Consider the following 26,738-nt stretch of genomic DNA (forward strand, 5'->3'; position numbering starts at 1 on the left):
GATCATACCGCTATAAAAGCAGTGAATGTAAAGAAAAACGATTATTTAGTTCTAAAAAATATGTGATGTGTTCTTAAATATGGTACTCGTTTTCATTTATATTGGCTATTTACTAGGGGTTTAGTAGAGAGTAATATAGTCTAGTATTTATTCTGTTTTTGATTGAGGTAAATAAAATGTTTTCAAGAAATCGTATCTTATTATTTTTTATCATTATTTTCTCGTGTGTCAGCAATTCCTTTGCCGAAGAATTTTTCTATCGTTCAGATAAGTATCAATGCCCAGAAAGTAGGAGTGATAATAAAACTTGGGTAATGTGGGCTCGCTTTATTCCACAGGGTGATGATATAGATGTAATGTTTTATTGGAATCCTACTGATGATGCTACAGAATTTAAAGTAAAGAAATCCGATATTAAAAATGGTACAGCATCCATTAAACACTATAAAATACACAATATTGAAAATATCTGGAAAGGCAAACCATTAGTTATTGATACTGGTTGTACTGAAAAACCAACGTTGATGCCAGTGAAAAATACGATGGTAAATCTATTGCAAGATATAATTGATACGTTAAATAAACGTCCAATAACAAGTAATCAATATGTACTGAGTATACAAAAATGGTGGAAATTACCACCTGAATCTTGGTTGCCTGAATTAGATCAAAAAACAATAAAAACAAACTATAACAATGCTTGGATTAAACTTTATGATGATTATCCTGAAGCTATGCGTAAGCAATTCCAACAACCAAATATCAGTGAAAAAGAGGCTAAACAAATTGTTAATGATATGATGGCTACAATCGAACAAGTAATAAGTACTTATAATGATGACGATTACAAGTATAAATTATTAAATGTGTTAGATGATATGACATTGTATTGGGCATTCCTACACCGAAATAACCCTGAACAAGCTAAGATATTTGCTGTAAAAAGTGCTGATGAGTTATGTAAAATGGCATCAATGCCAAGAAGAATTAATTCTCAAACTGATTTACGATGGATAACAAAATTACCACAGCCATTGTGGAGTCGTGCGTATGCAGAGAAAGTTTTACAGTGGGCGAGATCGTGTAAAAAGAATGATGATAAGATTATCCGTACACTTAAAAATGAATGGCAAGATATAGAAAAAATGGTGCAATCATATCCACAATTTATTGAGATACTCAATAAGAAATTGTCACAACCTATTAATATTCAAGCATTAAAAACACAGCAACTGAGCAATAAATTTATTGATGAAGAAAGAGAGGGTTTCTATATTTCTAAAGTCCTACGGGAATTTACAGAACAACACTTTATTAAGCCATACTTGTTATCTTCTGTTCCAAACGTAGCTGAAAATTTGGCAAGTGTTGGTAAACAGCAACTTAGTGAAAATAAACTCACTATTACTCAATTAGGTCATTTTTGTTCAAAGCAGGCAGAAAACATTACTTACAGAGAGTTACGAACGCAGATTATTAAGGGATGTGATAATTTATTAGTTCAAGAAATCGTGAATATTGGTAACACAGTGCCAGCAGAAGTAGAAAAACAATTAGAAATGCTTCCTCAAAATATTGAAGGCATAGAAAAACTTGAACAACTTACTCAGCAACTACGACTAGAACCTCGTTATTATTACAGTGACATCTTTAAAAAAGCGTTTACTGATTTACAGAAATCATATCAGCCCGTGTGGGATGCCATAGATAGCAAATATCAAGAGATGGATACAGTAATGAGTGCTAACCTCTCAAAAGAATATCAACCTTTTTTAGATGAAGATGATTTAGATGTAATAAATACAAAAATAAAAGAGCTAGCGAATAAGTATGAGCAGTTTAGCCAAATAGATTATGATGTAATAAAACATTTAGATACCTACAATGCTACGTTGTCTAATCTACAAGATAAACTATCAGATAAAGCCAAAGAGCTTACTTGTAACAAAGTATGGAATGAGAGCGAGTTCCCTAGTGATTATGCAGATAAACAGATAAATGATGGTTATTTTAAGAATAGCAGTCTCAAAGAAGCTTTTTGTGATATGGAAAGAGGATTTAAAGAGCGTGAAGCAACCTTTGGGGTCAAAGTATCAGGGGTCTTCTCAAAAACCTACTCTTTCTTTTTAACGTATCAAAGTGATACTAATAAAGAGGTAACGATTTCTATTGATTTACTAGAAGATGACGGTAATGACAATATTCTCAATTTAGATAATTTCCAAACATCAGTAGGAAAACCTAATATTCAAGCCATTGAAAAGTATAAGCAACGTAATCGCTTGATGGGATGTTTCAAATATCCAAATGTATGTGTAACACAGTAATTGAGAATAGTGTTTAAAAAAAGCACGGTTACTGAGTTTGTCGAAGTATAAGTACTTTGTGCGGTATGCTTCTCGACAAACTCAGGAAACGGAAAACAACATCGAATGATCTTATTTTAAATTTAATTGAGTATACAATTAACATAAATCAATGGTGATTTAAAATCGTCCAACCCAAAGTTGCTAAATGAATCTCGGTATTTCTAATAACTATCTATTACCCTCATATATTAAAAGATAACACAGTATAAATATTGCAAAAAATTGTAAAAATCGTACCGCTTGTGTTATATATAGAACAATATTTTTTCAAAAAGGAATCATTATGAAACTGAATTATAAACATTTACTGCTTAGCACAATGCTATTTTATCCACTTTCATTATTTGCAACGGATAAGCCAGTCTATTTGGATTATGATAAGGTGAATATTCAGTTCAAAACGGCGCTTATCCGTGTTAATAAGGGTTATAAGACAGGTTTTATAGATAAACAAGGTAATAGGATAATTGATGTAATTTATGATCATATTGATTATTTCGATAAAGATGGGCTTGCAGTTGCAGTAAAAGATAAAAAAAGTGGCTTGATCAATAAAAAAGGGGAAATTGTTGTTCCTTTTGAATATGATGCAATCGATAGAAATGAAAAAAATAATAGCTATAAAATTCTCATTAATAATCAGTGGGGAGTAGTAGATAAAGCATTTAAACCGATTATTCCTACTGAATATGAGGAAATTATTGTTCAAAATAGTGGTTATATTTTATATAAAGACTCTCTTTATAAATTGGCTGATGCTGATGGAAACATTATTACACCCTCAGGTTTTGATCAAATTGAATATTTTGCAGATAATACGGTGATGGTTCGTATAGAGGGGCGTTGGCATTTCTTTGATACACAAACAAAGCAGGTTGATAAAGTTGCTTATGATAAGGTGAAGCCTCTACAAGAGGATTTCCTATTAGTGCGTCAAAAAGGGGAATTTTCTATTATTAATGCTAAAACCAACAAGGTTGTTGTGCCTTTTGGCTATAACCATAAAAGTTTTGTGGGGCAGGATTTAATTACCGTAAAAAAAGATAATAAAATCGGTTTATTTAATTTTAAAGGTGAAATGGTTCTAGCACCAACTTATGATGCGATTGGTTATTTTAGTCGGGATACAACTGCGGATGTGAGACAAGGTGATCTAGCAGGACGTATCAATACAAAAGGCGAACTTGTCACGCCAATGCAATATATTCCCGATATGGCTTACAATTCTAATGGATATGATATTCAACAAAGTGTTGACAAAAAATGGCATATTTTAACAAGAAATGAAGGGAAAGAAATTGGTTGGAAATCAGGGGTAGATAAAGTTTATTTTGTAGGGGAAAAATATTTTGCCATAAAAGATAAGGGGAAAAATTATCTTGTGGATATACGTCCTCCTTACAAAATTTTCACTACCTTAGACCGCTATGATGCAATAAAAGGGCATTACTGTGGTGATTGTTATAATGGCAATATGATTGTAACTAAAAATGGTAAATATGGCTTTATCAACTCTCAGGGTAAAGAGTTGATTAAACCGATATACGATCAATTACTGAGTTGGACAACTGCAAATTTATTATTTAAAAAAGGCAATAAATATGGCGTGGTTGATTTTAATGGAAAAGTTGAAGTGGAAGCAAAATATGACAAATTAGAGTGGTTAGATTGTTATTCAGAATCAAGAGGTCTTGCTTATCTTGGTGATAAATGGCAATTAATCGATATACATTCTCAACCCGTTAGCCCGTTATTTGACACAAAATTGGTGAGTATTATATATTCGATGGAGAGCCTTGTAGTAAAAGATCAAAAAACAGGACTTTATGGTTTATTCGATTTTGATGGTAATGAGGTGATCCCTGCAAAATATACAAGGGTAATGGCAGGAAAAACGATTATTGAAGTCACTCAGCAAGAGGAAATAGCCTTATTTAATAAACAAGGAAAACAGATAACGCCTTTTAAATCTAAAACAGAATTTAGAGGTTATGATTATAGTACTGAAAATAATATAGTCATTATCCATTATCTTGTTGGACGAGAGCTGTATTGGACGATTTATGATATCGCAACGGGTAAGGCGTTATATACTAATGAGAAATTACAAGATGAATCCCCAAATCCTTAAATACTACTTTCTTAAATTACGGATAATTCGGAATATGTTTGCGGATAATCTGGAATATATTGGTGGATAATATGGAATACATGAGCGGATAATTCGAAAAAATTAACTTAATACCTTTAAAAATAGATGAATAAATTTACCACCGCTAATAAAAATCGGAGATTAAAAAATGAAAAAATTATTATTAACAACCCTAATGTTGAGTGCTATCTCTGTTAGCCAAGCAACGATTTTTTTACCTTATGAGGACATCGATTCTATTGATGATCATTTAGTCGTGTATAAAAACAATCAAATTGGTGTGCTTGATAAAGCAGGTAAGTTGATGACTCCTTTGATGGATGGTGAGATTATAGCCATATTTGATGATGTAATTATTAGTAGAACAGAAAATAAAGTTACATTTACTGATAATGATGGAAAGGTTGTATTAGAAACTAATCATCGTTTTATCGATATTTATGATGATAAATTGGTGCAATTAAAAGATCATGATAACTGGGAATATTATTTAGTCGATCATAAAGGTAATAAAGTTGAAGTTAATAAAAACGATGTGATCTATAAAAATAGGAAAATAGAAAATAAAGACTATAATAAGTATGCGTTGATTGACACCACAACTAATAAAGTTTTAGTTCCTGTTGGAAAGTATAAAGAGATTAGAAAATTTAATAAATTTGACTTAGCTGAAGTAAAAAAAGGGTATGACAAACTTGGTTTTATTGATCTAAATGGACAAGAAGTAGTACCTTGTTTGTATAGTAATTTTAGAGTCTTAGATATGGGCTATATTGCCTTTGAAACGCAACAACGCCTATGGGGAATAATGGATAAAACGGGCAAAATTATTTTAAAAGCACAATATGATGAAATTAAAAATTATAATTACTCAGCTTTTTCCAAAGATATTGCGCTTATTCGATTAGATAATCGAGAAGGATTTTTAGATAAAAATCTAACAGAAATTATTCCTCCAAAATATCAAGATATAGGCTTGGTTGATAGAACTAAGGACTTAGTTGAGCTTAAATTAAATGGTAAAACTAAGATCATAAATAGAGAATTTAAAGAGCTATTTGTTAATAATAACTATGATGATATTGCTGGTGATTATGATTTTAAAGATCTTTTAGAAGTGAAGAAAGGTGAGTTGTATGGTTTGTTTACCAAAGAAGGGAAAGAAATCATTCCAGTGAAATATCCTTATATTTCTAAAATGGAAGGTGGTTTTATTAAAGTCGCTACTGCTGACAGCTTATATGGCGCCTATGATACGACGGGGAAAGTAATAGCCCCAGCGATTTATAAAAGACTCTGGTTTTCTCCACCGATGTTTTTTTATGAGCTTAATGATAAAGACAAAGGGAGAATGGACTTAGCGGGTAATAAAATAAATTTAGCTGAATATGAAAAGGGTTTTGTGCTTTCTTCTAATCTATTGGCTGTGAAGAAAGAAAAAGGCAACTGGGGATTAATTGATAACAATAAAAGAACAGTATTAGATTTTGATTATGAAAGTATGCGATATCTTTCTGATGATAAATTACTTTTTAGGAAAAAAACCTTATTTGGATTAGGAAAGGTAAGTGATTGGGGAGTGATGGATTTTAAAGGTAATGTCGTTACAGAACCAAGTTTTACTATTTATAAAAGTGTTAATAGACGTTTTATTCCAGATAATCTTCTTACTATTTCTACCAAAGCGTTTAATGTTGGTTTTTTAGACAAAGAAACAGGAAAAATCGCCATTGAGCCTAAGTATAATGAATTATTAAATGGTTTTACCGAAAAAGAGCAACAATACCTTTTTGTGAAAAGTAATGATGGTATAGGCGCGCTAAATCTTACCCAGAGAAAAGAAATTGTACCACCAAAATACGATAACCTTAAAATGCTCGATAATGATTTTTTTGTAGCTTATAAAGGTAGTATTTGGAGCGTCTATGATAATAAAGGGAAGAAGCTTTATGAGAGAAAAACTATCACAAAGTAAAAGATTTAAGATAAAACAATATCTTTCCACTATTTGCTTATTGTTTTGTTTTCAAGTTCAAGCAAATGAACTTTCCGAAATGTCTCTTGAGCGTTTGCAAGACTATTGTCAGAAGGAATACAAACACGGTTGTTATGAAACTATTTATTCACGTCAAAAAAAAGACCAACAGCGTATGTTGAAGCATTTAGGAAAGCTTTGTTATTTAGGTATGAAAAAGGCTTGTATTGAAGGTCGTAAATTGAAAAAACAACAATATAAACCTGAATTACCAAAGGTGCAAGCAACTAATGGTAACCTAGATGCTCAATATGATTTAGCACTTTCTTATTTAAAAAAATCTAAACCTTTATATTCTGAAGCATTAAAATGGTTGAATAAAGCAGCAGAAAATAATTCTCTTATTGCTCAATATGAACTTGCTTATTTATATCATTTTGGTCGAGGGGTTAAGCAATCTTTTGACAAAAAAATGGAGTGGTTAAAGCGTGCAGCAGAAGGTGGGTATAGCCAAGCACAATATGATTTAAGTAAATATTACTACACGGAAGAAAGCGGTGTAGAGGCTAATCAAAAAGCATTTTCTTGGGCATTAAAAGCCGCAAAACAGAAATATACTGAGGCAGAATATTTGTTAGGCGTTTATTATTTGTACGGCATAGGTACTAATGTGAATTTTGACAAAGCGGTGGAATATTTTGAAAAAGTTAACGCAAAAGAATATGAAAATGTTTATCATAGGCTTACGACGCTTAATAAAACAGGGCAAGGAGTTCGTCAATGTCGATGTCGTTCTTATCCCACAACAAATTATACCAAACAGAGAAATTTAAATTTAATGCAGACAACAAAGAATATCCTTAATAATTAACTCAGATAAGGAAAATAAATGAAATTTTTATTTAATACCACTAAATACTGTTTAATCATTTTTTGTATTATTAGCACATCATTTTCTGTTTTTGCAATAGAAACGGCAGAATTGGAAAAGCCGTCATCATCAAAAATATCTTTGAAAAAAATATTTCAAGATATTAAATATGACAACATTCACCCTTTTTATAATGGATTGGCATTAGTTGAAAAGGATAATAAATTTGGTTATATAAATTCTGATGGAGATATTGTTATCCCAATTAAATACGTTTGGGCAACACGGTTTCATAATGGACGAGCTTTTGTTGTCAAAGAAAATTTTTGGGGTCACCAAAAAATTGCGTTAATTGATAATATGGGTAAGTTGTTAACAGAGTTTAAGTATGATTCGGCTGAGTTTGCTAATAGAAATGCTTTTGAATTGAAAGCAACAAAAGATAAAAGAGGTAAGCAATTTATTTTTGCGATGGAATCAAGTTACCTTGGATATGATGCAAGTGAATTTGACCCAAATGAGTTAATAATGGTATCAGAAAATAATAAATATGGGTTTATTGATACTTCTGGAAAAGAGGTTATACCATTAATTTATGATTCTGCTAGTCACTTTAATGAAAGAGATTTTGATAATGTTTCACGTGTTTGGGTAAATGGGAAAGCAGGCTTGATTGACCGTAAAGGGAATTATATTCTTGAACATAAATATGATTATATTCAATCATTTAAAAATAATATTGCCTATGTCGATTTGAAGGGAAGAAGGGAAATAATTAATCTCAACAAAGCGAATGAAGTAAAAGATCTTCTTTTAATTAAAAAAGTCAATAATGACACCATAAATACACAACTGAATGCTAACTGTACAATTGATAAACATAGTACTGGGTGGTATTACGGATTATTTAATCCTTCAGGAAAGTTAGCGATTGATTGTGTGTATCATCATATCTACTTTTTAACAAAAGATTTTATCAATGTAGAGCTAAATGATAAAGAAGGAGTAATTGACAAAAAAGGAAAGTTAATTATTCCGATTGAGTATGAGGATCTTAACTTGTTAGGCAATAAGTTTTTTATTGTTCGTGAAACAAGATCAGATGGAAGATTTGATGAAGAGTATTATGGAGTATTTGACACAAAAGGCATTCTCTTATTTCCTATTGAGTACGAAGATATCAGTGAAATTAAAATAAATAATCATTCTTTATTTATTTTGCGTAAGAAAGATAAAGAGGCCTTGGTTACTCCTACTGGAGAGGTAATTATTCCCTTTAAACCACATAGCATTGAACAAATAAAAGAGAATTATTTTTTATTACGAGGAAGGGATAATAATACTTTTATTAAAGTTATGAATAATAAACCTATTACCACAGCAATATTCGATCCTATTAGTCACTATACATCAGGAGCAACAGAATTTAGTGTATATGATAAGAATAAAACTGGTGTAATAGATTATACAGGGAAAATAATTATTCCTTTAACAGAAAAGTTTGCTTATATTTATGAATTTAAAAATGGGCTTGCAAAGGTTATATCTCCAGAAGGGAGGTATGGCATCATTGATAAGAAAGGTAAAATTGTTATTCCAATGAACTATGAAAATATTGAACTACCTCAATATGGGTTAATTATAGTAACGAATAAAGAGAAATCAGGTATTTTAAATCAACAAGGTGAATTAATAGTACCGCTAAAATATGATGCTATTAAAATAGAAAAGCGTTATCTATTGACTTTCAATCAAATTGGTAGAAAAAAAGAATATAGTATTCTTAAACATAATGGAGAGGTAATTATTAAACCTACTATTGATAGATTATATACTTCTGTTATTCTCGGTGAACCTGTATTCCGTATAGAAAAAGATGGTAAATGGACATTGTATGATATAGATAAAAATGTGATTAAACAGGGAATTTTATTTGAATAATGGACAGATATATACAAACGAATATTGTTAATATCGCCTCTGCAATATAATCAATAGATCTATAAAGGATAATTTGCGAATTGATTATTATAAATAAATTTGCAAATTTTCAACACAATCTACCCGCTATAAATAAGGTGAAATAAAAATGAAAAAGACGTTAGTACTAATCTTATCCACATTATTTTTAGGAATGAGCCTAATGTATTTGAATAAAGATAACTCACCAATCCAATGTAGTGATTTGCTGAAAGAATATGCAAACACGCCTCAAAATATTGCAAATAAATTACATTTTGAGGGTTGTGAGGTGGTTAATGGTCAAATAGAACTCGTTCGAGCAACCTATAAAATAAAGGCACAAAATTCAGAAATAGTAGAAGATTACTTTGCCAAGAAATATGCTATTCCTAAAATGCAATGGCAAGAGTGCCACGATGGACTATGTGTGCTAAGTACTTCAAGTTATGTAGGCGTAGATTTCCCTGCAGAAAAAATAGAGAAATTGTATAAACTGGATAAGGAAAATCTAGGTTTAAGTTTTGATATGTCAGGGATTTATGATTATTTAGGTAAAACTATCAAGCAACGAGAGTATATCAAAGACTTTAAAATAGAGATTGCTATTACGCAAAGTCCTTGATGTTAATGTAAAAAACAAGCGGTAACATATTATCAAAAATTTGCAAAATAACACAGTAAGGTGAATAAAAAATGCAACAAATACTTTTAAAAATCAATAACTTTAATATTGATACCACTATTGATGATTATGATGTTGATGTCACAGAATTTTTTGATGAAATTGCTCTAGATTTAGAGGAGATTGACCCATTAACGGAACAGCAAAAAAAGGATTTAATTGATGCGTTATTTGGTTTTATTGAGCGTAGTCCTTCAGATATGCAAGAAGACTTTTCTTTTATTCATTTAATAGAAAGTATTGATGCACCTGACTATGCCATTTATGATTCAAAATTGATTGAAATTAATACTAAAATTGGCGCAAAAAATACGTTATTGTTTAGAGGTGAATGAAAAGAAAAAATACCTTCCACTATTAGAAAATATCGCCAAAAATCCATCATACAATGATGAAGTGAGGGAGCTGGCATTAGAGTTATATGAATATCAATTAGAGAATTAAAAAATGATACATTTTAAGAAAAATACAGGGGTAAAACCTGCCAGTAAAGAGCATATTGCTCTTGTTGAACAAGAGGTAGAACTCACATTTACTCAAGAATACCTTGATTTTATGGCACAAAATAATGGTGGAGAACCGATTGAGAAATTTTTTACGCTTGGAGATAATGAAAAAGTGGTAGAGCGATTTTTATCTTTTGTCGATGACTATAAAGAGAATCCATTAGGTTGGTATGATGTCGCAATCGTTTTTAATCAAATCTTTGACAGATTGAATGAGCATTTGTGTCCTTTTGCCGTTTGTTTCGGTGGGGATTTTTTATGCTTTGATTTTGAAAATACGGATGACCCACGAATTGTATTATGGCTTCACGAAGAATCTGATGAAGATAAACCTTATATTGTTTATGTAGCAGAAAATTTTAAAGCGTTTTTATCAATGTTAAGAGCCTAGAATAAATAAAAACAAGCGGTCACATTTATTCAAAAATTTACAACAATGGAGGGGGTGATGAAATTAAACAACCCTTTAAATATTAATAGGAGTATTTATGGAAAACAATGAAACTGAAACAGTTGCACTGATCACAAATAAATTAATTGCATTTATTAATGAGATGAATAAATGGGAATTGAAAAATAGGGCTATTAGTGATGAGCTTTCGAGTAAAGAAGATTTAACAGATGATGATATCGAAAAATCGAGAGAAGTAAGAAGAAATGGTTTAGAGGCTATATATTCTAAATATTGCACGGAAAGAATATTAAAACTGAAGTCTGGTAGAATGGTATCTTTAATGTGCTCAACGCCTCCTGAGTATGCCATAGATACTCAACCTATTGAAAAAATAGAGAGAATTAATAAAAACAAATATCATATCTATACTAATCAACTAGATGGATTTAAACATAATTTCCGTTATACCATCGTATTCAAAAAAGGGGAATGGCGGTTCGATAAAAAAGAGTGGTTTGGTGAAGAAAAATGGGAAAGCATGTCTCTTTAAATATAGCGTCTTGGCTAAGTTAAAATAGCAGCAACAAAGCAAAGCGGTTACATTTATTCAAAAATTTGCAAAAGGATAAAAGTTGTTAATTCTTTCCTTCTTAATCTAAAAATAGCGATTTAATAGAGAAGTTAAAAATGATAAATATAGAGATTATAGAAAATAGCCAAAAAGGGCATAATGATTTATTACTTGAAATCCCAGAGTTGATAGGAAAGAAAATATTAGATAGTTATTATTTGATCTTAGCTTCTGAGGGAAAACGAAAAAGAGGGAATGCAAAATACACCCTCGTTCAATTATTAACGTTCTGGTATCAAAAAATCACCCAATTAAAAGAAGGACAAATTATTTATCTCCCCATTGATTTTAATGATGAATATACTGCTGGGTTAAAAGTAGAAAAAGATCAGGATTTGATTTTAAGTTATGGCTATAGCCTAAAAATGTGCGGTTATAGTGTTAATCCTTTAGAATCTAGTGATTACTATAACAACGTTACTGATTTCCAAGCAGAAAATGACAATGTTTTAATTGTTAAACAACAAGATTTTGAAGAGGGGTTGAAAGGGCTGATTGATAGATTGGAGAGGTGAAATTAAGTGGTGACATTTTATCAAAAATTTTCAAGTTTATGATAGATAAACGAATTATTTTTATAACTTTAAGTTGTATTTAAGTTATATTAAGGTTATTATGTGGTTTGTATGAATAAAATAATATATCAGATAAAAGCATTAAAACAACTGAGAAAAATACCTGAACAAGCGATTATTCGTCAAAATATTGATGAGCTTGAAAAAATGCCGTTTTGTAGTAATGTGAAAAAATTAAAAAATCATAAATATGCTTATCGTTTACGGGTAGGGCGGTTTAGAGTATTTTTTAATTTTGATGGCGTTATCAATATTGTGTCAATTGAAGAGGTGAAAAAAAGAGATGAACGAACTTACTAATATACAAATTATAAATAATGAAAAAGGGTTACCTGCATTTGCAGTTATTCCTTACGCTCTTTTTGAAGAACTGAGAGAGAATGGTCAGAAGATAGATTTTGATACTGCTGTACCTAAAGCCGTTGTTGATGATGTGTTTGATAATAATGTAACACCTCTTAGAGCGTGGAGAAATCATTTAGGGCTATCACAAAAAGAGATGGCTAATCGTTTAGGGATTAGCCAAGCAGGGTATTCTAAACACGAAAACAGTGAAAAACTTACAAAATTAACCAGAGAAAAGATGGCTAAAGTGTTAAATATCACTCCTGAGCAGTTAGATTTTTAATTCCCTAACTAAATACAGTTACTTTTTCAGGCACTGCCGCAAGCTCTCTTTTATGATGAGATCGATTGTGCCAAAAGTTGATACGTTCTAAGGCTTTTTCACTGACCGTTTCGCCTTGTAAATAAGCATCAATTTCTGCATAAGTCACGCCCATTTCATCTTCATCGGTTTGACCTACCCATAAACCTGCACTTGGTGCTTTATTGATAATGCTTTGAGGAACATTCAAATAGCGAGCTAAATCATAAACTTGGGCTTTGGTAAGATGAACTAAAGGGAGAATATCGGCACCGCCGTCACCAAATTTAGTAAAATATCCCATATGCCACTCAGCCGCATTATCTGTGCCTACCACAATATGATTATGGCTTTGTGCGTGAGCGTAGAGGGCGATCATTCGTAATCTTGCCTGAACATTACCTGAAATCACATTTTGGCGTTCCGCTTGGTCGTTAAATAGTGGCTGCATACTTTTTATAAAAGTATCATAAATGTCCGTAATAGGGCTAATTAATAGTGGGCAATTAATACTCTCCGCTAATTCTTGAGATTGCTCTATATCGATAGCGGGGGTATTTGCACTTGGTAGAGCAATACCTTGCACTCTTGCCCCTGTTTTTGCTAATAAACAAGCGACAACAGCAGAATCAATCCCTCCACTAATACCAATGGTATAGCCGTTCGCATTATAGTTTTCTATACGTTGTTTTTCTAACCAACTTACTAAATAATCAGCATATTTTGCTACATTCCAATTTGCTTTCATTTTTATTTACTCTGTTTGTTTACTGGAAAGTCAACTAACTCTAAACGAGGATTTTTGACATAATTTCGTCCCACTTTTGCTTGTGGTTTACCATTAAGTAATACGCAGTCACCTGTAAAACCAATATTGACTTTTAATAATGATGAGCCTACGCCATAAGAATCAACAGGGACATTCTCCTCTTCAAACTCTTTGATTTTTTTCACGCTAAAACCACCGCTAACAATAATTTTCACATAAGGAAAACCATTGTCATCTAAGGCTTTGCGTAATACTTGGATTAAGCGTTTATTGACACCACGAGGATCGAATTTACCCAATTCTTGTGGATTATCAAGGAAGTATTTATCAATCATCTGCTGCGAGGTATCTACACGAACGCCGTATAGCTCTTTACCAAAGGCTTTTGCCACTAATAAAGAATCATTGATGACATCATTATGATAATCTACTAAAGCCACTAAATGATCATCAGGAAATTGCTCTTTATAAGCACGGCAAGCGGCAACCAAATCGCCTCCAAATAGCTGAATTAAGGCGTGAGGCATTGTACCCATTCCTTGCTCGCCCCACCATTCATTCATCGCATAAGTGGCTTGAGCAGAGGAGCCTCCGATAAAGGCTGCATAGCCATCACCAGCTTGTTGAGAGAAGTGATCATCACGATCGCCCATAAAGATAATATGCTTATTATTTGCTGTTTGTACAATTTGATAAACGTTAGTCGCAACAGAAGTTCTACGAGCCAAAATACCGTCAATAATCCCTTCCAAATAACCAAATTTATCGTATTCTCCCTCAATGGTTAACACACTTTCATAAGGTGAAATTTTATCGCCATCATTTAATGCGTGAATGGTTAAGGTTTCAGGTTCTTTTGCAAAACAATGTAATAAAGCCACCGCTTCATCAATACCACATAAAATAGCATTTTTCTTTTGGAAAAATTGCATAGTAACTCGATCTTTGGGGAAGTTAGCCTGTGCAATTTGGGCTGTTTTTAAAAAATAAACCGCAGAGAACCAACCCTCACCTACACGTTCATCAAATTTAAAGGTTTTATTGGTAAGACGTTTAATTTTACCTTGTTGTTTGAGCTTTTGTTCTTTTATATTTGTCATATTTACTCACTATTTAAACAGTAATGGATAATATTTTATTCAAAAAATGAGAACTTTTCAAATTGTTTGTTGTAAATGTAAAGTATTTATAAAAACAGAGATAAATATTTCGTTATCCTATATACTCTATCCTTATATTATTATCAAAAAAAAAAGAGACATAAATATGAAAAAAACACATTTAATTTTACCAATTACAATAGCGTTATCAGGTTGTAATATTGCTCAAGATAATACAGCTGTACAAGGTTTATTAACCTTTGGTCACGAGGTGTCGTCTTTCGAACCTTGTGGATCAGAAAAAGGGTATTGGATTGTTGATCCAACAGATAAATTGAATAATTTGTATAATGAAAAAGTCGCTAAGCCTTCCAAACCTTATACTCCAGTCCTTGCAGAATTGGTATTAAAAGATTTAGGAAAAGCCACAGAGGGGTTTGCAGAAGATTATGATAGTGTGGTAGAAGCTATTGAAATTAAATCCGTGCAATCTATTACTGGAGAAATTTCTTGTAGAAAATAAATATCATCAACCACCCTGTCCGTGATTCATATAGTTATAGAAATGATTATATACAAAGAAACTGAGTAAAATAAAGGTGATATAACTAAGATAAAAGGCGAGTTTATATTGTTGTTTTTTCATCAATATCCACACTAAAATTGCTAAGAAAAGACTATTTATTACTAGTAGAGCAGGGAAGTAATAGTCATTCAAAAAGTGATCAAATTCAGTTTTATCTAAAATAAATCCCGCACTATTTAGTTGAAAAAAGCAGACAATTTCGATAATTATTACAGAAATAAGGGCAAATTTATTGCCTTTATTTTTATGAAAAAAACGATTTGGGATAAGACAACCTAATATCAAACCAATAAAGAGAATAAAAGCGATTAAATTAACTACGCTGCTCACATAATACATAAAATCATTTCTCCATTCGTTTAAAAATATAGGTTAATACACTTGCCAAAATAAGTATTGCGAGCCAAGAATAACTAAGTGTTTGATAAAGCATTTCGTAAAAAGTAAAGGTACTCCACATCGCCACTTGATACTCAAAAATACAGTAATCTAAATAAAACCAAATCACTACAAAAAAGCTAAATCTGGCGAGCATTTTTAGATTTTGAGATTGGATTTTACGTAAAAGATAGGCTATCGGAATATAAGCGATAACAGTAAAAATAGACATACCTAAGGCTTCTTCAAAAAAAGAAAGGAGAGCCGAGGAGTGGACATTATCTAGCTTTCCCATCGCACAATAAATTTGGCTCAGTGTAAATACAAAAATTAACAAGGCTTGTGTTCTTTTTTTCATCGCTATTATTTGAGTAGTTAAAGTTTTGAGTAATAGTAACGGATAGGGTGTTATTTGAACAGTGATTTTTGTAATTTGCAAAAAGTTGTGAAGATCGTACCGCTATAACCATAACTAAAGTGGAAAAAATAGTATTAATATTGTACTATCCAAACAAAGCTTAATAATGGGAGCAAAAATGAAACGTATTTTAATCAGTCAAACGGGTGACACAGAAAGCCTTGCTGTTGTAGAAGAGAATGGTAGCAGTGAAGTTATTCGAACTCAGAGAACAGGGCTTTTTGATGTAAATAACAATGTAGAACTTGAAACAGTTGAAGTGACACAACAGAATTTTGAGCAGATTCAGTCAGAGGTAGCAGAATTAAGAAGAGCAGGATTTGATGTTGATGATACGGGTTTACAAGAATTCTTAAAAGAGTTACAAACAGAAAACATACCAAATAATCAAGATGAGGAATTTTTTAATCAGCTGTTAGAAAAGAGTACTCAAACGACTTTTGAAAAGTTATTAGAACGATTAGATGACGATGTAGAAGAGATTCTAGTTGATAATGAACTACTGTATCAAAGTACTGTGCTATTTCTGTCTCAAAATGCCCCTAATTATTGTTCTCTTGTTACGCTTTATCAAAACGATGAAGACTTATTTAAAAAATACATTCCTATGCATTCTTTTATTGAACATAATTGTATTGAAGAACCTCTATCGGCTCCGCATTTGTCACAAAATAGTGTTGATAGTGAGAGTTATATTAAAAAGCCCAAAAAGGTGAATGCTAAGCCGATAAAAACCTCAAATCAAAGCTTGGTGCAGGAAGGAAGCAAACAAACGCCGCTTAAACTGGTTGTGTTGGTGGTTATTATCGCAGTATTACTTTTTGTCTTAGGTATTTTTTCGTAAGGATAGAGCAATCGTAAACTTTTACCTATTGATTTTTTCATAAAAAATAAAGTATTAGCTTGCCCTGTTCATAAGGGTATATACAATTCAAAAATTCGCATATGAAAACTGTATATACTCTGTTCTTACAACAAAATAGGGAGTTAAATTATGGATATTGTAAAAAATACAATGATAGCATTATTATTTGCAGGAATAGTGGGCGTTACTAATGCTCAAACAGTAAGTAAGCAATCCTATATTGAGTTCACAACTTCAAAAAAAATTGGAGAAAAAGTTCAATTTTTTATAGTGGCAGATTCTACTGAACAAAAAAATATATGGATTGACTTAAATAATAATGGAAAACGTGAAAAGAATGAGGGTGTGAAAGTTTTTACAACAGAAGATACATCTGATAGTGAGACTCGAGTGATAAAGAGTCAAACTTTTAGAATTTATGGGAAGGTAAATTTATTGGATTGTAGTGACAATCAATTTACAAATATAAATATTTCTCATAATCAAACTTTGAAAAAGTTGTATTGTAAAGAAAATCAATTAATAGATTTAGATGTGTCACAAAATAGTAATTTAGAAGAAATAGTTGTTAGTTCTAATAAATTGACAAGTATAAACTTTTCTAAAAATAAGCAATTAAAATATTTGGATTGCTCTGAAAATGAAATAAAAGATTTAGATGTTTCTAAAAATATCGAATTAGAGTATTTAGATTTTAGTTCGACACAAGTGAAAAATATAGATCTATCTTACAATATCAAGTTAATAGAATTAAATTGCTCTTATAGTGAATTAGCAAGTTTAGATGTATCGAGAAATACAGAATTAGATGAATTATTTTGTCATAAAAGTAAATTAACATATTTAGATGTTTCTAAAAATAATAAATTAGACATATTGGGCGCTCAAGATAATGAATTATCCTGTATAAAAATAAGTCAAGAACAATTAAATCATTTAGAAGAGAAAAGTTGGTGGACAAGATATAATAAAAAATATTAAATTAAGTGTGAATTGTAATTAAAAGAATACGTTTGCTAACACAAATAAAAGAATAGCGGGTCAAGTACTTAACCAAAATTTCGTGTATTTTTACCCGCCAAAACCTTGTTTTTTATCCGCTAGTATTGTTTCAATTAAGGACTATCTAAAATGTCAAAAAATAAAACGCTGCAAATCCGAAATAGCACTGCCGAATTTTTAATATTTACTTCACAATCAGGGAAAACAAGTATTGAGGCTCGTTATGAAGAGGAAACAATTTGGTTAACTCAGAAACTAATGGCTGAATTATTTGATGTTGGTGTAAACACAATAAATTATCACCTCAAAGAAATTTATAAAAGTAAAGAAATTGAGGAAGAACGAACTATTCGAAAATTTAGAATAGTTCAAAGGGAAGGTAAACGAGAGGTTGAACGCTTAGTTGATTTTTATAATTTAGATGCCATCATTTCTGTTGGCTACCGAGTTAATTCGATTAGAGCAACTCAATTTCGACAATGGGCAACACAAGTACTCCGTGAATTTTCAATAAAAGGCTTTGTGCTCGACAAAAAAAGACTGGAAAATGGTTCGTATCTTGGTGAAAACTATTTTGAGGAATTACTTGCTGAAATACGGGAAATTCGTTTAAGTGAGCGGAATTTCTATCAAAAAATTACTGATATTTACACTACTAGTCTTGATTACAATAAAAATTCTATTATTACAAAAGAGTTTTTTGCAAAAGTTCAAAATAAGCTTCATTATGGTGTTCACGGACATACAGCTGCTGAGCTTATTTATAAAAGAGCTGACAGTACTCAAAATAAAATGGGGTTAACCTCTTGGAAAAATAGTCCCGACGGAAAAATTTTAAAAACAGATGTTTCAATTGCTAAAAATTATTTAAAAAAAGAAGAATTAGAAAGTTTTGGAAAAATTGTCAATGCTTACCTTGATTTAGCTGAAGAACGGGCAAAAAGAAAAATTCCAATGACGATGGAAGATTGGGCAAAACGACTGGATTTATTTTTAGAATTTGATGATAGAGAAGTTTTGAAAAATGCAGGAAGTATTTCCGCCGAGATAGCAAAAAAATATGCTGAAAGTGAATTCGAAAAATATCGAATTATTCAAGACCAATTATTTAAATCTGATTTTGATAAGTTAGTTGATAAATTGGAAAATTAGTACTAGCTTAGTATAGAGAATATAAACGTAATAGTGTTTATACTTTTGTTATGTGCAATTTGGAGTGCAGAAATAAAATGGAGGTAGAAAAACAAAAATGATTGAATTTAATGGTTGGGCAATAATTAGGGAATCTTTTACTGAAAAAGGAGAAGATGAGGAGCTTTTAAATGATATTATATGCAAAATTCAAATGAAAATATCTGAATTAGATTGTGTAAATGAAATTTACTCATTAAAGTGCTTAAATGGAACTTATCATTTAGGCATTATGGTAAATCATAATCATCAGAATGATAATGTGATTGAATTTTTTAAATGGATTTCAGAAATATCAAAAGGTTCGTATGGGGTTTTATATATGTTAGATGATGAATGTATTGAAATAGAAATAATTTTAAAGTATGGATTATGAAAAAAGGAAAAATATTTGAACACAAGGATACTTATCTTTCACCCATAAATCTTGAAATAGAAGAATAAAAAACTACACATAACATAGTGCATAAATAATAGTGGGTCAGGTGATTACCTCAAAGTTTGTGCATTTTCACCCGCTACGACTATATTAAAGGATGTATTGCAAAAAATAACAAAAATCATACCGCTATAAAGCACCCAAAACAGCCTGTTTGATACGTAATATTTCATCAAAATCTGCTTGGATAATTTGATTATCATAATCGCTGTTACTACCCATAGCCACATCAGTTTGTGGTGTTTTATTCTGTTGTACTTTTTTGGCAGAAAAATGAATATTATCTATCCCCGTCGCCTTAACGATCTCTAACGCATTTTCAGAAGTGACCCCTGCCCCTGCCATTATCTGAATACGTCCGTTGCTTTGTTGCACCAGTTGAGCAATATTTTCTTTGCCTAGCCAAGCAGTTTTTTTCAGTCCAGAAGTCAGCAAACGAGTACAACCAAGATCAATAATTTGCGCTAATGCTGTTTTAGGATCACGACATAAGTCAAAAGCACGGTGGAAAGTGATTTCCATACCTTGAGCAGTATCTATTAGCTTCTCACAGATTTGCGTATCAATATCGTGATTGTCAGTTAAAGCACCGATAACCACACCATTAACCCCTAATTCTTTTGCAATTAAAATATCGGTGATCATTATCTCAATTTCAGCCTGATTAAACACAAAATTACTCGCACGAGGACGGATCATAACGTGATGAGATAAGTCTTTAAAATGAAGTGCTTGTTTAATCAACCCATAAGACGGCGTTAAACCACCCACAGCCAAAGCAGAGCAGAGTTCTACACGATTTACTTTGGCTTTACTTGCTGTTTCAACAGATTGGATATTATCAATGCAGAGTTCGAATTTCATAGTTATTAAGTCTGTTTAGAAATAAAGCAAATAATAACGTATAGAATAGTGATTGAATAGTGTTTTTATTATTCGAAATATTTGTAAAAAGTGATGAAAATCTTACCGCTATAGAAAAATGAAAATTAGTATTGTGTTATTATTTTTCATTATATGTGGAAATAAGTAATAAGGGGAATGTTATGGCAAGGCCAAAAACAAAAGAAGAGTTGGTTGAAGTAGCTAATATTAATTTTGAAAAACTATGGCAACTTATTTATTCTTTAACTGAAAAAGAGTTTATGACTGAATTTGATTTTTCGGCTAACCCTAAATTAAAAGAAGCACACTGGAGACGAGATAAAAATGTGAGAGATATTCTCATTCATTTATACGAATGGCATCAGCTACTGCTCAATTGGATTATTAAAAATCAAGCAGGTGAGGTGGTTTCTTTCCTACCTGCACCTTATACTTTTAAAAATATTGCTGAAATGAATATTAAATTTCAAGAGAAGCATCGAAACACTTCTTATGAACAAGCCGTGAAAATGTTGAAAGATAGTCACAATAAAGTAATGGATATGGTTGATTCATTTACTAATGAAGAATTATTTACCAAAAAATATTTTTCGTGGACAGGAACTACTAGTCTTGGAAGTTACTGTATTTCAGGTACATCAAGTCATTATGATTGGGCAATTAAGAAGTTGAAGATGCATAAGAAATATGTTTAACACTGCGTAATTTTATTTTATAAAACTATGCGACAACTCTAAAAATATATAGTATAATACGACAGTTTTATTTCTGTGTACTGAGAGGCGGCTATCAAAAGTTATTTTTCTACCTATGAATAAGGGTAAGATGATTTTTGCTAGTCGCAATTTTTTAGGAATAAAACAGAACCTTAGATATTTAACTTAACAGGTAATGTAATGAATCCAATTGTAAAACAATTTAAATACGGTCAACACACCGTAACACTAGAAACGGGTGCAATCGCTCGTCAAGCAACAGCAGCCGTAATGGCAAGTATGGACGATACAACCGTATTCGTTTCAGTCGTAGCAAAAAAAGAAATGCGTGAAGGACAAGATTTCTTCCCATTAACCGTAAACTATCAAGAGCGTACTTACGCAGCAGGTCGTATTCCAGGTGGTTTCTTTAAACGTGAAGGGCGTCCTTCTGAAGGCGAAACCTTAACAGCTCGTTTAATTGACCGTCCTATTCGTCCTTTATTCCCTGAAGGTTTCTTAAATGAAATCCAAATTGTTGCGACAGTGGTGTCTGTCAATCCTCAAATTGGTCCAGATTTAGTGGCAATGATCGGTGCATCAGCAGCACTTTCATTATCAGGTGTACCTTTTAATGGTCCTATCGGTGCAGCACGTGTTGGTTTTATTAATGATCAATTCGTTCTTAACCCAACTATTTCTGAGCAAGCAATCAGCCGTTTAGATTTAGTGGTTGCTGGTACGCAAAATGCGGTATTAATGGTTGAATCTGAAGCAGATATTTTATCAGAAGAGCAGATGTTAGCAGCGGTTGTGTTTGGTCACGAACAACAACAAGTTGTAATCCAAAACATCAATGAATTAGTTGCAGAAGCAGGTAAACCTCGTTGGGATTGGAAAGCACCTGAACCAAATACAGCGTTAATCGAAAAAGTGACGGCATTAGCTGAGTCTCGTATTGGCGATGCGTTCCGTATTATTGAAAAACAAGAACGTTATGCAAAAATTGATGAAATCAAAGCAGATGTTATTGCACAATTATCGGCAGAAATAGAAAGTGAAGAAGTTTCTGAAGGTGAAATTGTTGATATTATCACTTCTTTGGAGAGTAAAGTTGTACGTGGTCGTGTAATTGCGGGTGAACCTCGTATTGATGGTCGTACCAAAGAAACCGTTCGTGCGTTAGACATTTGTACTGGTGTACTTCCACGTACTCACGGTTCTGCAATCTTTACTCGTGGTGAAACACAAGCATTAGTAGTCGCAACATTAGGTACTGAACGTGATGCTCAAAATATTGATGAATTAACAGGTGAAAAATCAGATCGTTTCTTATTCCATTATAATTTCCCTCCATATTCTGTAGGTGAAACTGGAATGGTTGGTTCGCCAAAACGTCGTGAAATTGGTCACGGTCGTTTAGCAAAACGTGGTGTTTTAGCTGTTATGCCAAGTGCAGAAGAATTCCCTTATGTTGTGCGTGTTGTTTCTGAAATTACAGAATCAAACGGTTCTTCATCAATGGCGTCTGTGTGTGGTGCTTCATTAGCATTGATGGATGCAGGTGTGCCTATTAAATCAGCGGTTGCAGGTATTGCAATGGGCTTAGTAAAAGAAGGTGATGATTTTGTTGTTCTTTCTGATATCTTAGGTGATGAAGATCATTTAGGTGATATGGACTTTAAAGTTGCAGGATCTCGTGACGGTGTAACGGCGTTGCAAATGGATATCAAAATTGAAGGGATTACCCCTGAAATTATGCGTATCGCATTAAACCAAGCAAAAGGTGCGAGAATGCACATTTTAGGCGTGATGGAACAAGCAATTGCAGGTCCTCGTGAAGAGATTTCAGATTTTGCACCAAGAATTTATACCATTAAAATCGATCCTAAGAAAATCAAAGATGTAATCGGTAAAGGTGGGGCAACAATTCGTTCATTAACGGAAGAAACAGGTACTTCAATTGATATCGATGATGACGGTACTGTTAAAATTGCCGCAACTGATGGCAATGCAGCGAAAAGAGTAATGGCACGTATCGAAGAAATTACAGCAGAAGTTGAAGTGAATACTGTGTATAGCGGTAAAGTGACTCGCGTTGTAGATTTCGGTGCATTTGTCTCTATTTTAGGTGGTAAAGAAGGGTTAGTTCATATTTCTCAAATTGCAGAAGAGCGAGTAGAGAAAGTGGGTGACTATCTGACACTGGGTCAAGAAGTAAATGTAAAAGTGGTTGAAATCGATCGTCAAGGGCGTATTCGCTTAACGATGAAAGGTATCGAAGCGACACCAGTAACAGAAGAATTACCACAAGAAGAAACTGAAACTGTTTTAGAAGTAGAACAGACAGAAGAATAATAAAGAGAATTTATTATTAAATTACGTGGAGACAGGGCGTGCCCTGTCTCTACAGTGTTTTATGATTATTTTTATAAAACACAACTGCAAAACAAACACTCAAATTAATCAAATTGAAAAGGGAATAGAATACCTTTTCCGTCTAATTAGCAGGTCTGGTGAACAACTTCATTGAGTATCGTTTTGCTTTATTAAATCAGTTGGTAAATTAACTGATTTACAATCCCGTTATTGTTGGGAAAATTGAAACGATGAAGCGGTCAGATTTGTGTAAAAATTTGCAAATTTTTATCAAAATCATATCGCTATACTCAGGAATAGTTAAACAGGATCAACTGCTTAACCCTCAACAATGCAATTTTTTTATTCAATGAAAAGCCGTAGGGCTTATTCATTATTTTTTGGACTTATATGACTACAGAAACACAAACTCAAATAGATACTGAGACTCAAGTTGAAACACAAACTTTCGCCGATTTAGGCTTACCAGCAGCATTACTTGATGCTGTAACAGGTATGGGATTCGTTACACCGTCACCAATTCAATTAGAATGTATTCCACATTTATTAAATGGTAATGACGTATTAGGTATGGCACAAACAGGAAGCGGTAAAACTGCAGCGTTTGGCTTACCACTATTAGCACACATTGCACCAAGTCAGCGTTATCCACAAATGTTGGTAATGGCACCAACGCGTGAATTAGCGATTCAAGTAGCTGATGCACTAGAACAATTTTCAAAAAATATTAAAGGGTTAAATGTTGTTACCGTTTATGGTGGGCAGCGTTATGATATCCAACTTCGTGCCTTAAAACAGGGTGCACACGTTGTGGTGGGAACACCGGGACGTATTTTAGACCATATTCGTCGTAAAACGTTAGATCTGTCACGCTTAAAAGCAATCGTATTGGATGAAGCAGATGAAATGTTGCGTATGGGCTTTATTGATGATGTTGAAACCGTAATGGCGGAATTACCAGAAGATCATCAAACGGCACTATTCTCTGCAACAATGCCAGAAGCGATTCGTCGTATTACACGTCGTTTTATGAAAGATCCTAAAGAAGTCAAAATTAAAGCAACCCAAAACTCAGCACCAGATATCGAACAACGTTATTGGTTAGTGAATGGTTTTCGTAAAAATGAAGCATTATTACGCTTTTTAGAAGTAGAAGATTTTGATGCATCAATTATCTTTACTCGCACAAAATCGGCAACGACGGATGTAACAGAATTATTAGAGCGTAATGGTTTTCGTGTGGCGGCATTAAATGGTGATATGACACAGGTTGCACGTGAGCAAACCTTAGAGCGTTTAAAATCAGGACGTTTAGATATCGTGGTTGCAACAGATGTTGCAGCTCGTGGTATTGATATTGATCGTATTAGCTTAGTGGTAAACTATGATATTCCATTAGATTCAGAGAGTTATGTACACCGTATCGGTCGTACAGGTCGTGCAGGACGTTCAGGTAAAGCATTATTATTTGTTGATCCTAGAGAGCGTCGTTTATTACGTAATGTTGAACACTTGATGAAGAAAAAAATTGATGAGGTTCAAGTGCCTGATCACGCAATGTTAATGGAAAGTCGTAGTGAGAAATTTAAAAAACAAATTTCTAAACAGTTAGAACACCGTGATTTAGAAATGTATCGTCAATTATTGGAAGATTTATTTACCGCAGATCAAGATCACGAAGAATTAGCGGCAGCAATGATGATGATGTTAACCCAGAAGAAAAAATTAATTCTTCCTCCTGATCCAAAACCTCGTCCTGCAAGAGCAGAGCGTAGAAATGATCGTGATGGTGGACGTAATGAACGTCGTGGTGGTCGTGAGCATCGTGAAGGTAACGGTGTAAAAATGGATATGTACCGTATTGAACTAGGGCGTGAAGATGGTGTTGAAGTTCGTCATATCGTAGGTGCAATTGCGAATGAAGGAGATATTAACAGCCGTTATATTGGTCATATCAAATTATTTGATAAACACTCAACCTTAGAATTGCCACAAGGCTTACCAAAACATATCGTACAGCACTTTGCGAATAAATCACGTGTATTGAATAAACCAATGCAAATGTCATTTATCGGTGAAGCAGAGCAGCAATCAGGTGGTGGTCGCCGTGATGGTGGCAGAGGACGTGGTCGCTCAGAAGGTGGACGAGGACGTTCAGAAGGCAACCGTTCAAATAGCAGAGGTCGTAAAGAGAGCGGCGGTTTTAAAGAAAAACGCTTTAATGATAGACGTTCAGATAAGCGCAGTAGCCGTTAATTTATAAAAGTTAACACTACACAAGTCAAGCTAGGAAGTTTTTGGTTTATACCATTTTTCCTAGCTTTTTATTTATTAAAATTCAGGTTAAAATAACCTCCTTAAATTTAATTTATATTAATTATGTCAAATCAAATAAATTTTTCACATTTTCCTACAGCAATAGAAATACATATCCAAAATGGAGATCATCGTTGGTTGAAACGTTCTCGTGATATAAGTCGCTATTTTATGGCACGAGTACAATGCAGAGGATATTCTCAACCATTGTTGGATTTTTTAAATAATAACGACGTTTGGGCAACCTTATTTAAACAAAATATTCATCGTTTTAATGCACTTTTGTTTAAATATGCCGATAAGCGTTTTTCTCCTAAACAGCGTTTAGAGGCTATTTGTCAAAATTTTGATGAAATGCAATTACAAATCGGTCAACAAAATTGTCAAAAGCTAGTGAGTTCAGGCACAATAAAATTAGTTCAACTTACGGATGAATTTTCTTTAAATTTAGATATTTATAATATCGATCCTTTTGAAGGTTTTTTCTCTTTGAGTTTAGTCGATAGTGAAAATCATCATCTTTACAATGCATCCTTTACTTTTCTTAATGAAAATAAATTATTAATTACCTGTATTCAAGGGCCAAAGGGCGCTGATGCACAAAATATTGTAAAAAATCTGACGAAAAAATTACACGGAATGCGACCAATGTATTTATTAGTTGAAGCCTTTCGTTTACTGGCTCAAGGAATGAATCAAGAGCTAGTGGGTATTCCATTAGAATATCAAGTCAAAAAACGTTGGTATGGAGCACAAAAAGTCTATTTTGATTACAATGCTTTCTGGAAAGAAAATGAGGCAACATTAGCCAATGGTTATTGGCATCTTTCATCACAAATAGAGCGCCGTGATTTAAACGAAGTAGCAACTAAGAAACGCTCAATGTATCGCAAACGTTACATAATGTTTGATTTGATGGAAGCGGAAATAATGAAAGAAATCAAGGTGTAAA

At 32.6% G+C, this 26,738-nt stretch carries 27 protein-coding genes; 22 read left to right on the forward strand and 5 right to left on the reverse strand.

From position 1 onward, the window contains the following. Positions 1 to 176 precede the first annotated feature (176 nt). The 12 genes from A6B44_RS03560 (at position 177) to A6B44_RS03615 (ending at position 12,745) form a co-directional block, all read left to right on the forward strand. Positions 177 to 2,327, forward strand: a complete 2,151-nt coding sequence (locus A6B44_RS03560; protein ID WP_090922300.1) for a hypothetical protein — start codon at positions 177 to 179, stop codon at positions 2,325 to 2,327. Between the two features lie 325 nt (positions 2,328 to 2,652). Beyond that, positions 2,653 to 4,500 carry a WG repeat-containing protein gene (locus A6B44_RS03565; protein ID WP_090922298.1) on the forward strand — a complete coding sequence of 616 codons (1,848 nt, stop codon included), beginning with the start codon at positions 2,653 to 2,655 and terminating at the stop codon, positions 4,498 to 4,500. Between the two features lie 169 nt (positions 4,501 to 4,669). After that, complete coding sequence (locus tag A6B44_RS03570) at positions 4,670 to 6,496, forward strand: WG repeat-containing protein (RefSeq protein ID WP_090922296.1); 1,827 nt, start codon at positions 4,670 to 4,672, stop codon at positions 6,494 to 6,496. Next, positions 6,471 to 7,367 (forward strand): tetratricopeptide repeat protein, encoded by an 897-nt coding sequence (locus tag A6B44_RS03575; RefSeq protein ID WP_176673459.1) that lies wholly within the window; start codon positions 6,471 to 6,473, stop codon positions 7,365 to 7,367. The genes A6B44_RS03570 and A6B44_RS03575 overlap by 26 nt, the downstream gene beginning before the upstream one ends. 18 nt (positions 7,368 to 7,385) lie before the next feature. Beyond that, positions 7,386 to 9,308 (forward strand): WG repeat-containing protein, encoded by a 1,923-nt coding sequence (locus A6B44_RS03580; RefSeq protein WP_090922292.1) that lies wholly within the window; start codon positions 7,386 to 7,388, stop codon positions 9,306 to 9,308. A 148-nt stretch (positions 9,309 to 9,456) separates the two neighbouring features. Next, positions 9,457 to 9,951 (forward strand): hypothetical protein, encoded by a 495-nt coding sequence (locus tag A6B44_RS03585; protein WP_090922290.1) that lies wholly within the window; start codon positions 9,457 to 9,459, stop codon positions 9,949 to 9,951. A 71-nt stretch (positions 9,952 to 10,022) separates the two neighbouring features. Next, positions 10,023 to 10,346, forward strand: coding sequence for a hypothetical protein (locus A6B44_RS03590; protein ID WP_090922288.1), 324 nt, complete (start codon positions 10,023 to 10,025; stop codon positions 10,344 to 10,346). Between the two features lie 112 nt (positions 10,347 to 10,458). Continuing rightward, positions 10,459 to 10,908: an SMI1/KNR4 family protein gene (locus tag A6B44_RS03595; RefSeq protein ID WP_090922287.1), complete on the forward strand. Its 450-nt coding sequence runs from the start codon at positions 10,459 to 10,461 to the stop codon at positions 10,906 to 10,908. Positions 10,909 to 11,005: 97 nt separating this feature from the next. Continuing rightward, positions 11,006 to 11,461: an NTF2 fold immunity protein gene (locus A6B44_RS03600; protein ID WP_090922285.1), complete on the forward strand. Its 456-nt coding sequence runs from the start codon at positions 11,006 to 11,008 to the stop codon at positions 11,459 to 11,461. Between the two features lie 137 nt (positions 11,462 to 11,598). Then, positions 11,599 to 12,057, forward strand: coding sequence for a hypothetical protein (locus A6B44_RS03605; RefSeq protein WP_090922283.1), 459 nt, complete (start codon positions 11,599 to 11,601; stop codon positions 12,055 to 12,057). Between the two features lie 111 nt (positions 12,058 to 12,168). Continuing rightward, entirely contained in the window at positions 12,169 to 12,417 is a 249-nt protein-coding gene (locus A6B44_RS03610; RefSeq protein WP_090922281.1) for a type II toxin-antitoxin system RelE family toxin, read from the forward strand. Beyond that, positions 12,401 to 12,745 carry a helix-turn-helix domain-containing protein gene (locus A6B44_RS03615; protein ID WP_090922279.1) on the forward strand — a complete coding sequence of 115 codons (345 nt, stop codon included), beginning with the start codon at positions 12,401 to 12,403 and terminating at the stop codon, positions 12,743 to 12,745. The genes A6B44_RS03610 and A6B44_RS03615 overlap by 17 nt, the downstream gene beginning before the upstream one ends. 4 nt (positions 12,746 to 12,749) lie before the next feature. Here A6B44_RS03615 and nadE read toward each other — a convergent pair whose 3' ends face one another. Next, a complete protein-coding gene (gene nadE, locus A6B44_RS03620) occupies positions 12,750 to 13,511 on the reverse strand; it encodes an NAD(+) synthase (RefSeq protein WP_218061388.1) in 762 nt (253 codons plus the stop codon). 2 nt (positions 13,512 to 13,513) lie between these two features. Then, complete coding sequence (locus A6B44_RS03625) at positions 13,514 to 14,632, reverse strand: nicotinate phosphoribosyltransferase (protein WP_213156551.1); 1,119 nt, start codon at positions 14,630 to 14,632, stop codon at positions 13,514 to 13,516. 166 nt (positions 14,633 to 14,798) lie between these two features. Here A6B44_RS03625 and A6B44_RS03630 point away from each other — a divergent pair, with 166 nt between their 5' ends. Continuing rightward, entirely contained in the window at positions 14,799 to 15,155 is a 357-nt protein-coding gene (locus A6B44_RS03630) for a COG3650 family protein (protein WP_090922277.1), read from the forward strand. 6 nt (positions 15,156 to 15,161) lie between these two features. Here the strand turns inward: A6B44_RS03630 and A6B44_RS03635 are convergent, their stop codons facing one another. After that, on the reverse strand, positions 15,162 to 15,557 hold the full coding sequence (locus tag A6B44_RS03635) for a hypothetical protein (protein WP_090922275.1): 396 nt from the start codon (positions 15,555 to 15,557) through the stop codon (positions 15,162 to 15,164). A gap of 4 nt (positions 15,558 to 15,561) precedes the next feature. Further along, on the reverse strand, positions 15,562 to 15,954 hold the full coding sequence (locus tag A6B44_RS03640) for a hypothetical protein (protein ID WP_090922273.1): 393 nt from the start codon (positions 15,952 to 15,954) through the stop codon (positions 15,562 to 15,564). A 178-nt stretch (positions 15,955 to 16,132) separates the two neighbouring features. Here A6B44_RS03640 and A6B44_RS03645 point away from each other — a divergent pair, with 178 nt between their 5' ends. From A6B44_RS03645 to A6B44_RS10965, 5 genes are all read left to right on the forward strand, one after another. Next, positions 16,133 to 16,858: a ribonuclease E/G gene (locus tag A6B44_RS03645; protein ID WP_090922271.1), complete on the forward strand. Its 726-nt coding sequence runs from the start codon at positions 16,133 to 16,135 to the stop codon at positions 16,856 to 16,858. Between the two features lie 150 nt (positions 16,859 to 17,008). Beyond that, positions 17,009 to 17,860 carry a leucine-rich repeat domain-containing protein gene (locus A6B44_RS03650; RefSeq protein ID WP_090922269.1) on the forward strand — a complete coding sequence of 284 codons (852 nt, stop codon included), beginning with the start codon at positions 17,009 to 17,011 and terminating at the stop codon, positions 17,858 to 17,860. Positions 17,861 to 18,010: 150 nt separating this feature from the next. After that, positions 18,011 to 19,033, forward strand: a complete 1,023-nt coding sequence (locus A6B44_RS03655; protein WP_090922267.1) for a virulence RhuM family protein — start codon at positions 18,011 to 18,013, stop codon at positions 19,031 to 19,033. Positions 19,034 to 19,130: 97 nt separating this feature from the next. Continuing rightward, positions 19,131 to 19,448: an Imm7 family immunity protein gene (locus A6B44_RS03660; protein WP_090922265.1), complete on the forward strand. Its 318-nt coding sequence runs from the start codon at positions 19,131 to 19,133 to the stop codon at positions 19,446 to 19,448. Continuing rightward, complete coding sequence (locus tag A6B44_RS10965; RefSeq protein ID WP_143054826.1) at positions 19,445 to 19,516, forward strand: hypothetical protein; 72 nt, start codon at positions 19,445 to 19,447, stop codon at positions 19,514 to 19,516. The genes A6B44_RS03660 and A6B44_RS10965 overlap by 4 nt, the downstream gene beginning before the upstream one ends. Positions 19,517 to 19,640: 124 nt before the next feature. Here A6B44_RS10965 and A6B44_RS03670 read toward each other — a convergent pair whose 3' ends face one another. Next, positions 19,641 to 20,375 carry a copper homeostasis protein CutC gene (locus A6B44_RS03670; RefSeq protein ID WP_090922263.1) on the reverse strand — a complete coding sequence of 245 codons (735 nt, stop codon included), beginning with the start codon at positions 20,373 to 20,375 and terminating at the stop codon, positions 19,641 to 19,643. Between the two features lie 182 nt (positions 20,376 to 20,557). Here A6B44_RS03670 and A6B44_RS03675 point away from each other — a divergent pair, with 182 nt between their 5' ends. From A6B44_RS03675 to A6B44_RS03690, 4 genes are all read left to right on the forward strand, one after another. Further along, positions 20,558 to 21,091 (forward strand): ClbS/DfsB family four-helix bundle protein, encoded by a 534-nt coding sequence (locus A6B44_RS03675; RefSeq protein ID WP_090922261.1) that lies wholly within the window; start codon positions 20,558 to 20,560, stop codon positions 21,089 to 21,091. A 201-nt stretch (positions 21,092 to 21,292) separates the two neighbouring features. Further along, positions 21,293 to 23,449 (forward strand): polyribonucleotide nucleotidyltransferase, encoded by a 2,157-nt coding sequence (gene pnp, locus A6B44_RS03680; protein WP_090922259.1) that lies wholly within the window; start codon positions 21,293 to 21,295, stop codon positions 23,447 to 23,449. Positions 23,450 to 23,860: 411 nt separating this feature from the next. After that, positions 23,861 to 25,726, forward strand: coding sequence for a DEAD/DEAH box helicase (locus tag A6B44_RS03685; RefSeq protein ID WP_090922257.1), 1,866 nt, complete (start codon positions 23,861 to 23,863; stop codon positions 25,724 to 25,726). A gap of 123 nt (positions 25,727 to 25,849) precedes the next feature. After that, positions 25,850 to 26,737, forward strand: coding sequence for a VirK/YbjX family protein (locus A6B44_RS03690; RefSeq protein WP_090922255.1), 888 nt, complete (start codon positions 25,850 to 25,852; stop codon positions 26,735 to 26,737). Position 26,738: the final 1 nt, after the last annotated feature.

The sequence above is a fragment of the Pasteurella skyensis genome, assembly GCF_013377295.1.
Taxonomy (GTDB): Bacteria; Pseudomonadota; Gammaproteobacteria; order Enterobacterales; family Pasteurellaceae; genus Phocoenobacter; species Phocoenobacter skyensis.

Excerpts from the sequence above, each read along its gene's own strand:
- A6B44_RS03660 (WP_090922265.1), top strand. The coding sequence starts at position 19,131 with ATGATTGAATTTAATGGTTGGGCAATAATTAGGGAATCTTTTACTGAA.
- A6B44_RS03600 (WP_090922285.1), top strand. The coding sequence starts at position 11,006 with ATGGAAAACAATGAAACTGAAACAGTTGCACTGATCACAAATAAATTA.
- A6B44_RS03690 (WP_090922255.1), top strand. The coding sequence starts at position 25,850 with ATGTCAAATCAAATAAATTTTTCACATTTTCCTACAGCAATAGAAATA.
- A6B44_RS03670 (WP_090922263.1), bottom strand. The coding sequence starts at position 20,375 with ATGAAATTCGAACTCTGCATTGATAATATCCAATCTGTTGAAACAGCA.
- A6B44_RS03610 (WP_090922281.1), top strand. The coding sequence starts at position 12,169 with ATGAATAAAATAATATATCAGATAAAAGCATTAAAACAACTGAGAAAA.
- A6B44_RS03655 (WP_090922267.1), top strand. The coding sequence starts at position 18,011 with ATGTCAAAAAATAAAACGCTGCAAATCCGAAATAGCACTGCCGAATTT.
- A6B44_RS03650 (WP_090922269.1), top strand. The coding sequence starts at position 17,009 with ATGGATATTGTAAAAAATACAATGATAGCATTATTATTTGCAGGAATA.
- A6B44_RS03685 (WP_090922257.1), top strand. The coding sequence starts at position 23,861 with ATGACTACAGAAACACAAACTCAAATAGATACTGAGACTCAAGTTGAA.
- A6B44_RS03605 (WP_090922283.1), top strand. The coding sequence starts at position 11,599 with ATGATAAATATAGAGATTATAGAAAATAGCCAAAAAGGGCATAATGAT.
- A6B44_RS03590 (WP_090922288.1), top strand. The coding sequence starts at position 10,023 with ATGCAACAAATACTTTTAAAAATCAATAACTTTAATATTGATACCACT.
- A6B44_RS03615 (WP_090922279.1), top strand. The coding sequence starts at position 12,401 with ATGAACGAACTTACTAATATACAAATTATAAATAATGAAAAAGGGTTA.
- A6B44_RS03635 (WP_090922275.1), bottom strand. The coding sequence starts at position 15,557 with ATGTATTATGTGAGCAGCGTAGTTAATTTAATCGCTTTTATTCTCTTT.
- A6B44_RS03675 (WP_090922261.1), top strand. The coding sequence starts at position 20,558 with ATGGCAAGGCCAAAAACAAAAGAAGAGTTGGTTGAAGTAGCTAATATT.
- A6B44_RS03625 (WP_213156551.1), bottom strand. The coding sequence starts at position 14,632 with ATGACAAATATAAAAGAACAAAAGCTCAAACAACAAGGTAAAATTAAA.
- A6B44_RS03585 (WP_090922290.1), top strand. The coding sequence starts at position 9,457 with ATGAAAAAGACGTTAGTACTAATCTTATCCACATTATTTTTAGGAATG.
- pnp (WP_090922259.1), top strand. The coding sequence starts at position 21,293 with ATGAATCCAATTGTAAAACAATTTAAATACGGTCAACACACCGTAACA.
- A6B44_RS03570 (WP_090922296.1), top strand. The coding sequence starts at position 4,670 with ATGAAAAAATTATTATTAACAACCCTAATGTTGAGTGCTATCTCTGTT.
- A6B44_RS03640 (WP_090922273.1), bottom strand. The coding sequence starts at position 15,954 with ATGAAAAAAAGAACACAAGCCTTGTTAATTTTTGTATTTACACTGAGC.
- A6B44_RS03575 (WP_176673459.1), top strand. The coding sequence starts at position 6,471 with ATGAGAGAAAAACTATCACAAAGTAAAAGATTTAAGATAAAACAATAT.
- A6B44_RS03565 (WP_090922298.1), top strand. The coding sequence starts at position 2,653 with ATGAAACTGAATTATAAACATTTACTGCTTAGCACAATGCTATTTTAT.
- A6B44_RS03595 (WP_090922287.1), top strand. The coding sequence starts at position 10,459 with ATGATACATTTTAAGAAAAATACAGGGGTAAAACCTGCCAGTAAAGAG.
- A6B44_RS03630 (WP_090922277.1), top strand. The coding sequence starts at position 14,799 with ATGAAAAAAACACATTTAATTTTACCAATTACAATAGCGTTATCAGGT.
- A6B44_RS03560 (WP_090922300.1), top strand. The coding sequence starts at position 177 with ATGTTTTCAAGAAATCGTATCTTATTATTTTTTATCATTATTTTCTCG.
- A6B44_RS03580 (WP_090922292.1), top strand. The coding sequence starts at position 7,386 with ATGAAATTTTTATTTAATACCACTAAATACTGTTTAATCATTTTTTGT.
- A6B44_RS03645 (WP_090922271.1), top strand. The coding sequence starts at position 16,133 with ATGAAACGTATTTTAATCAGTCAAACGGGTGACACAGAAAGCCTTGCT.
- nadE (WP_218061388.1), bottom strand. The coding sequence starts at position 13,511 with ATGAAAGCAAATTGGAATGTAGCAAAATATGCTGATTATTTAGTAAGT.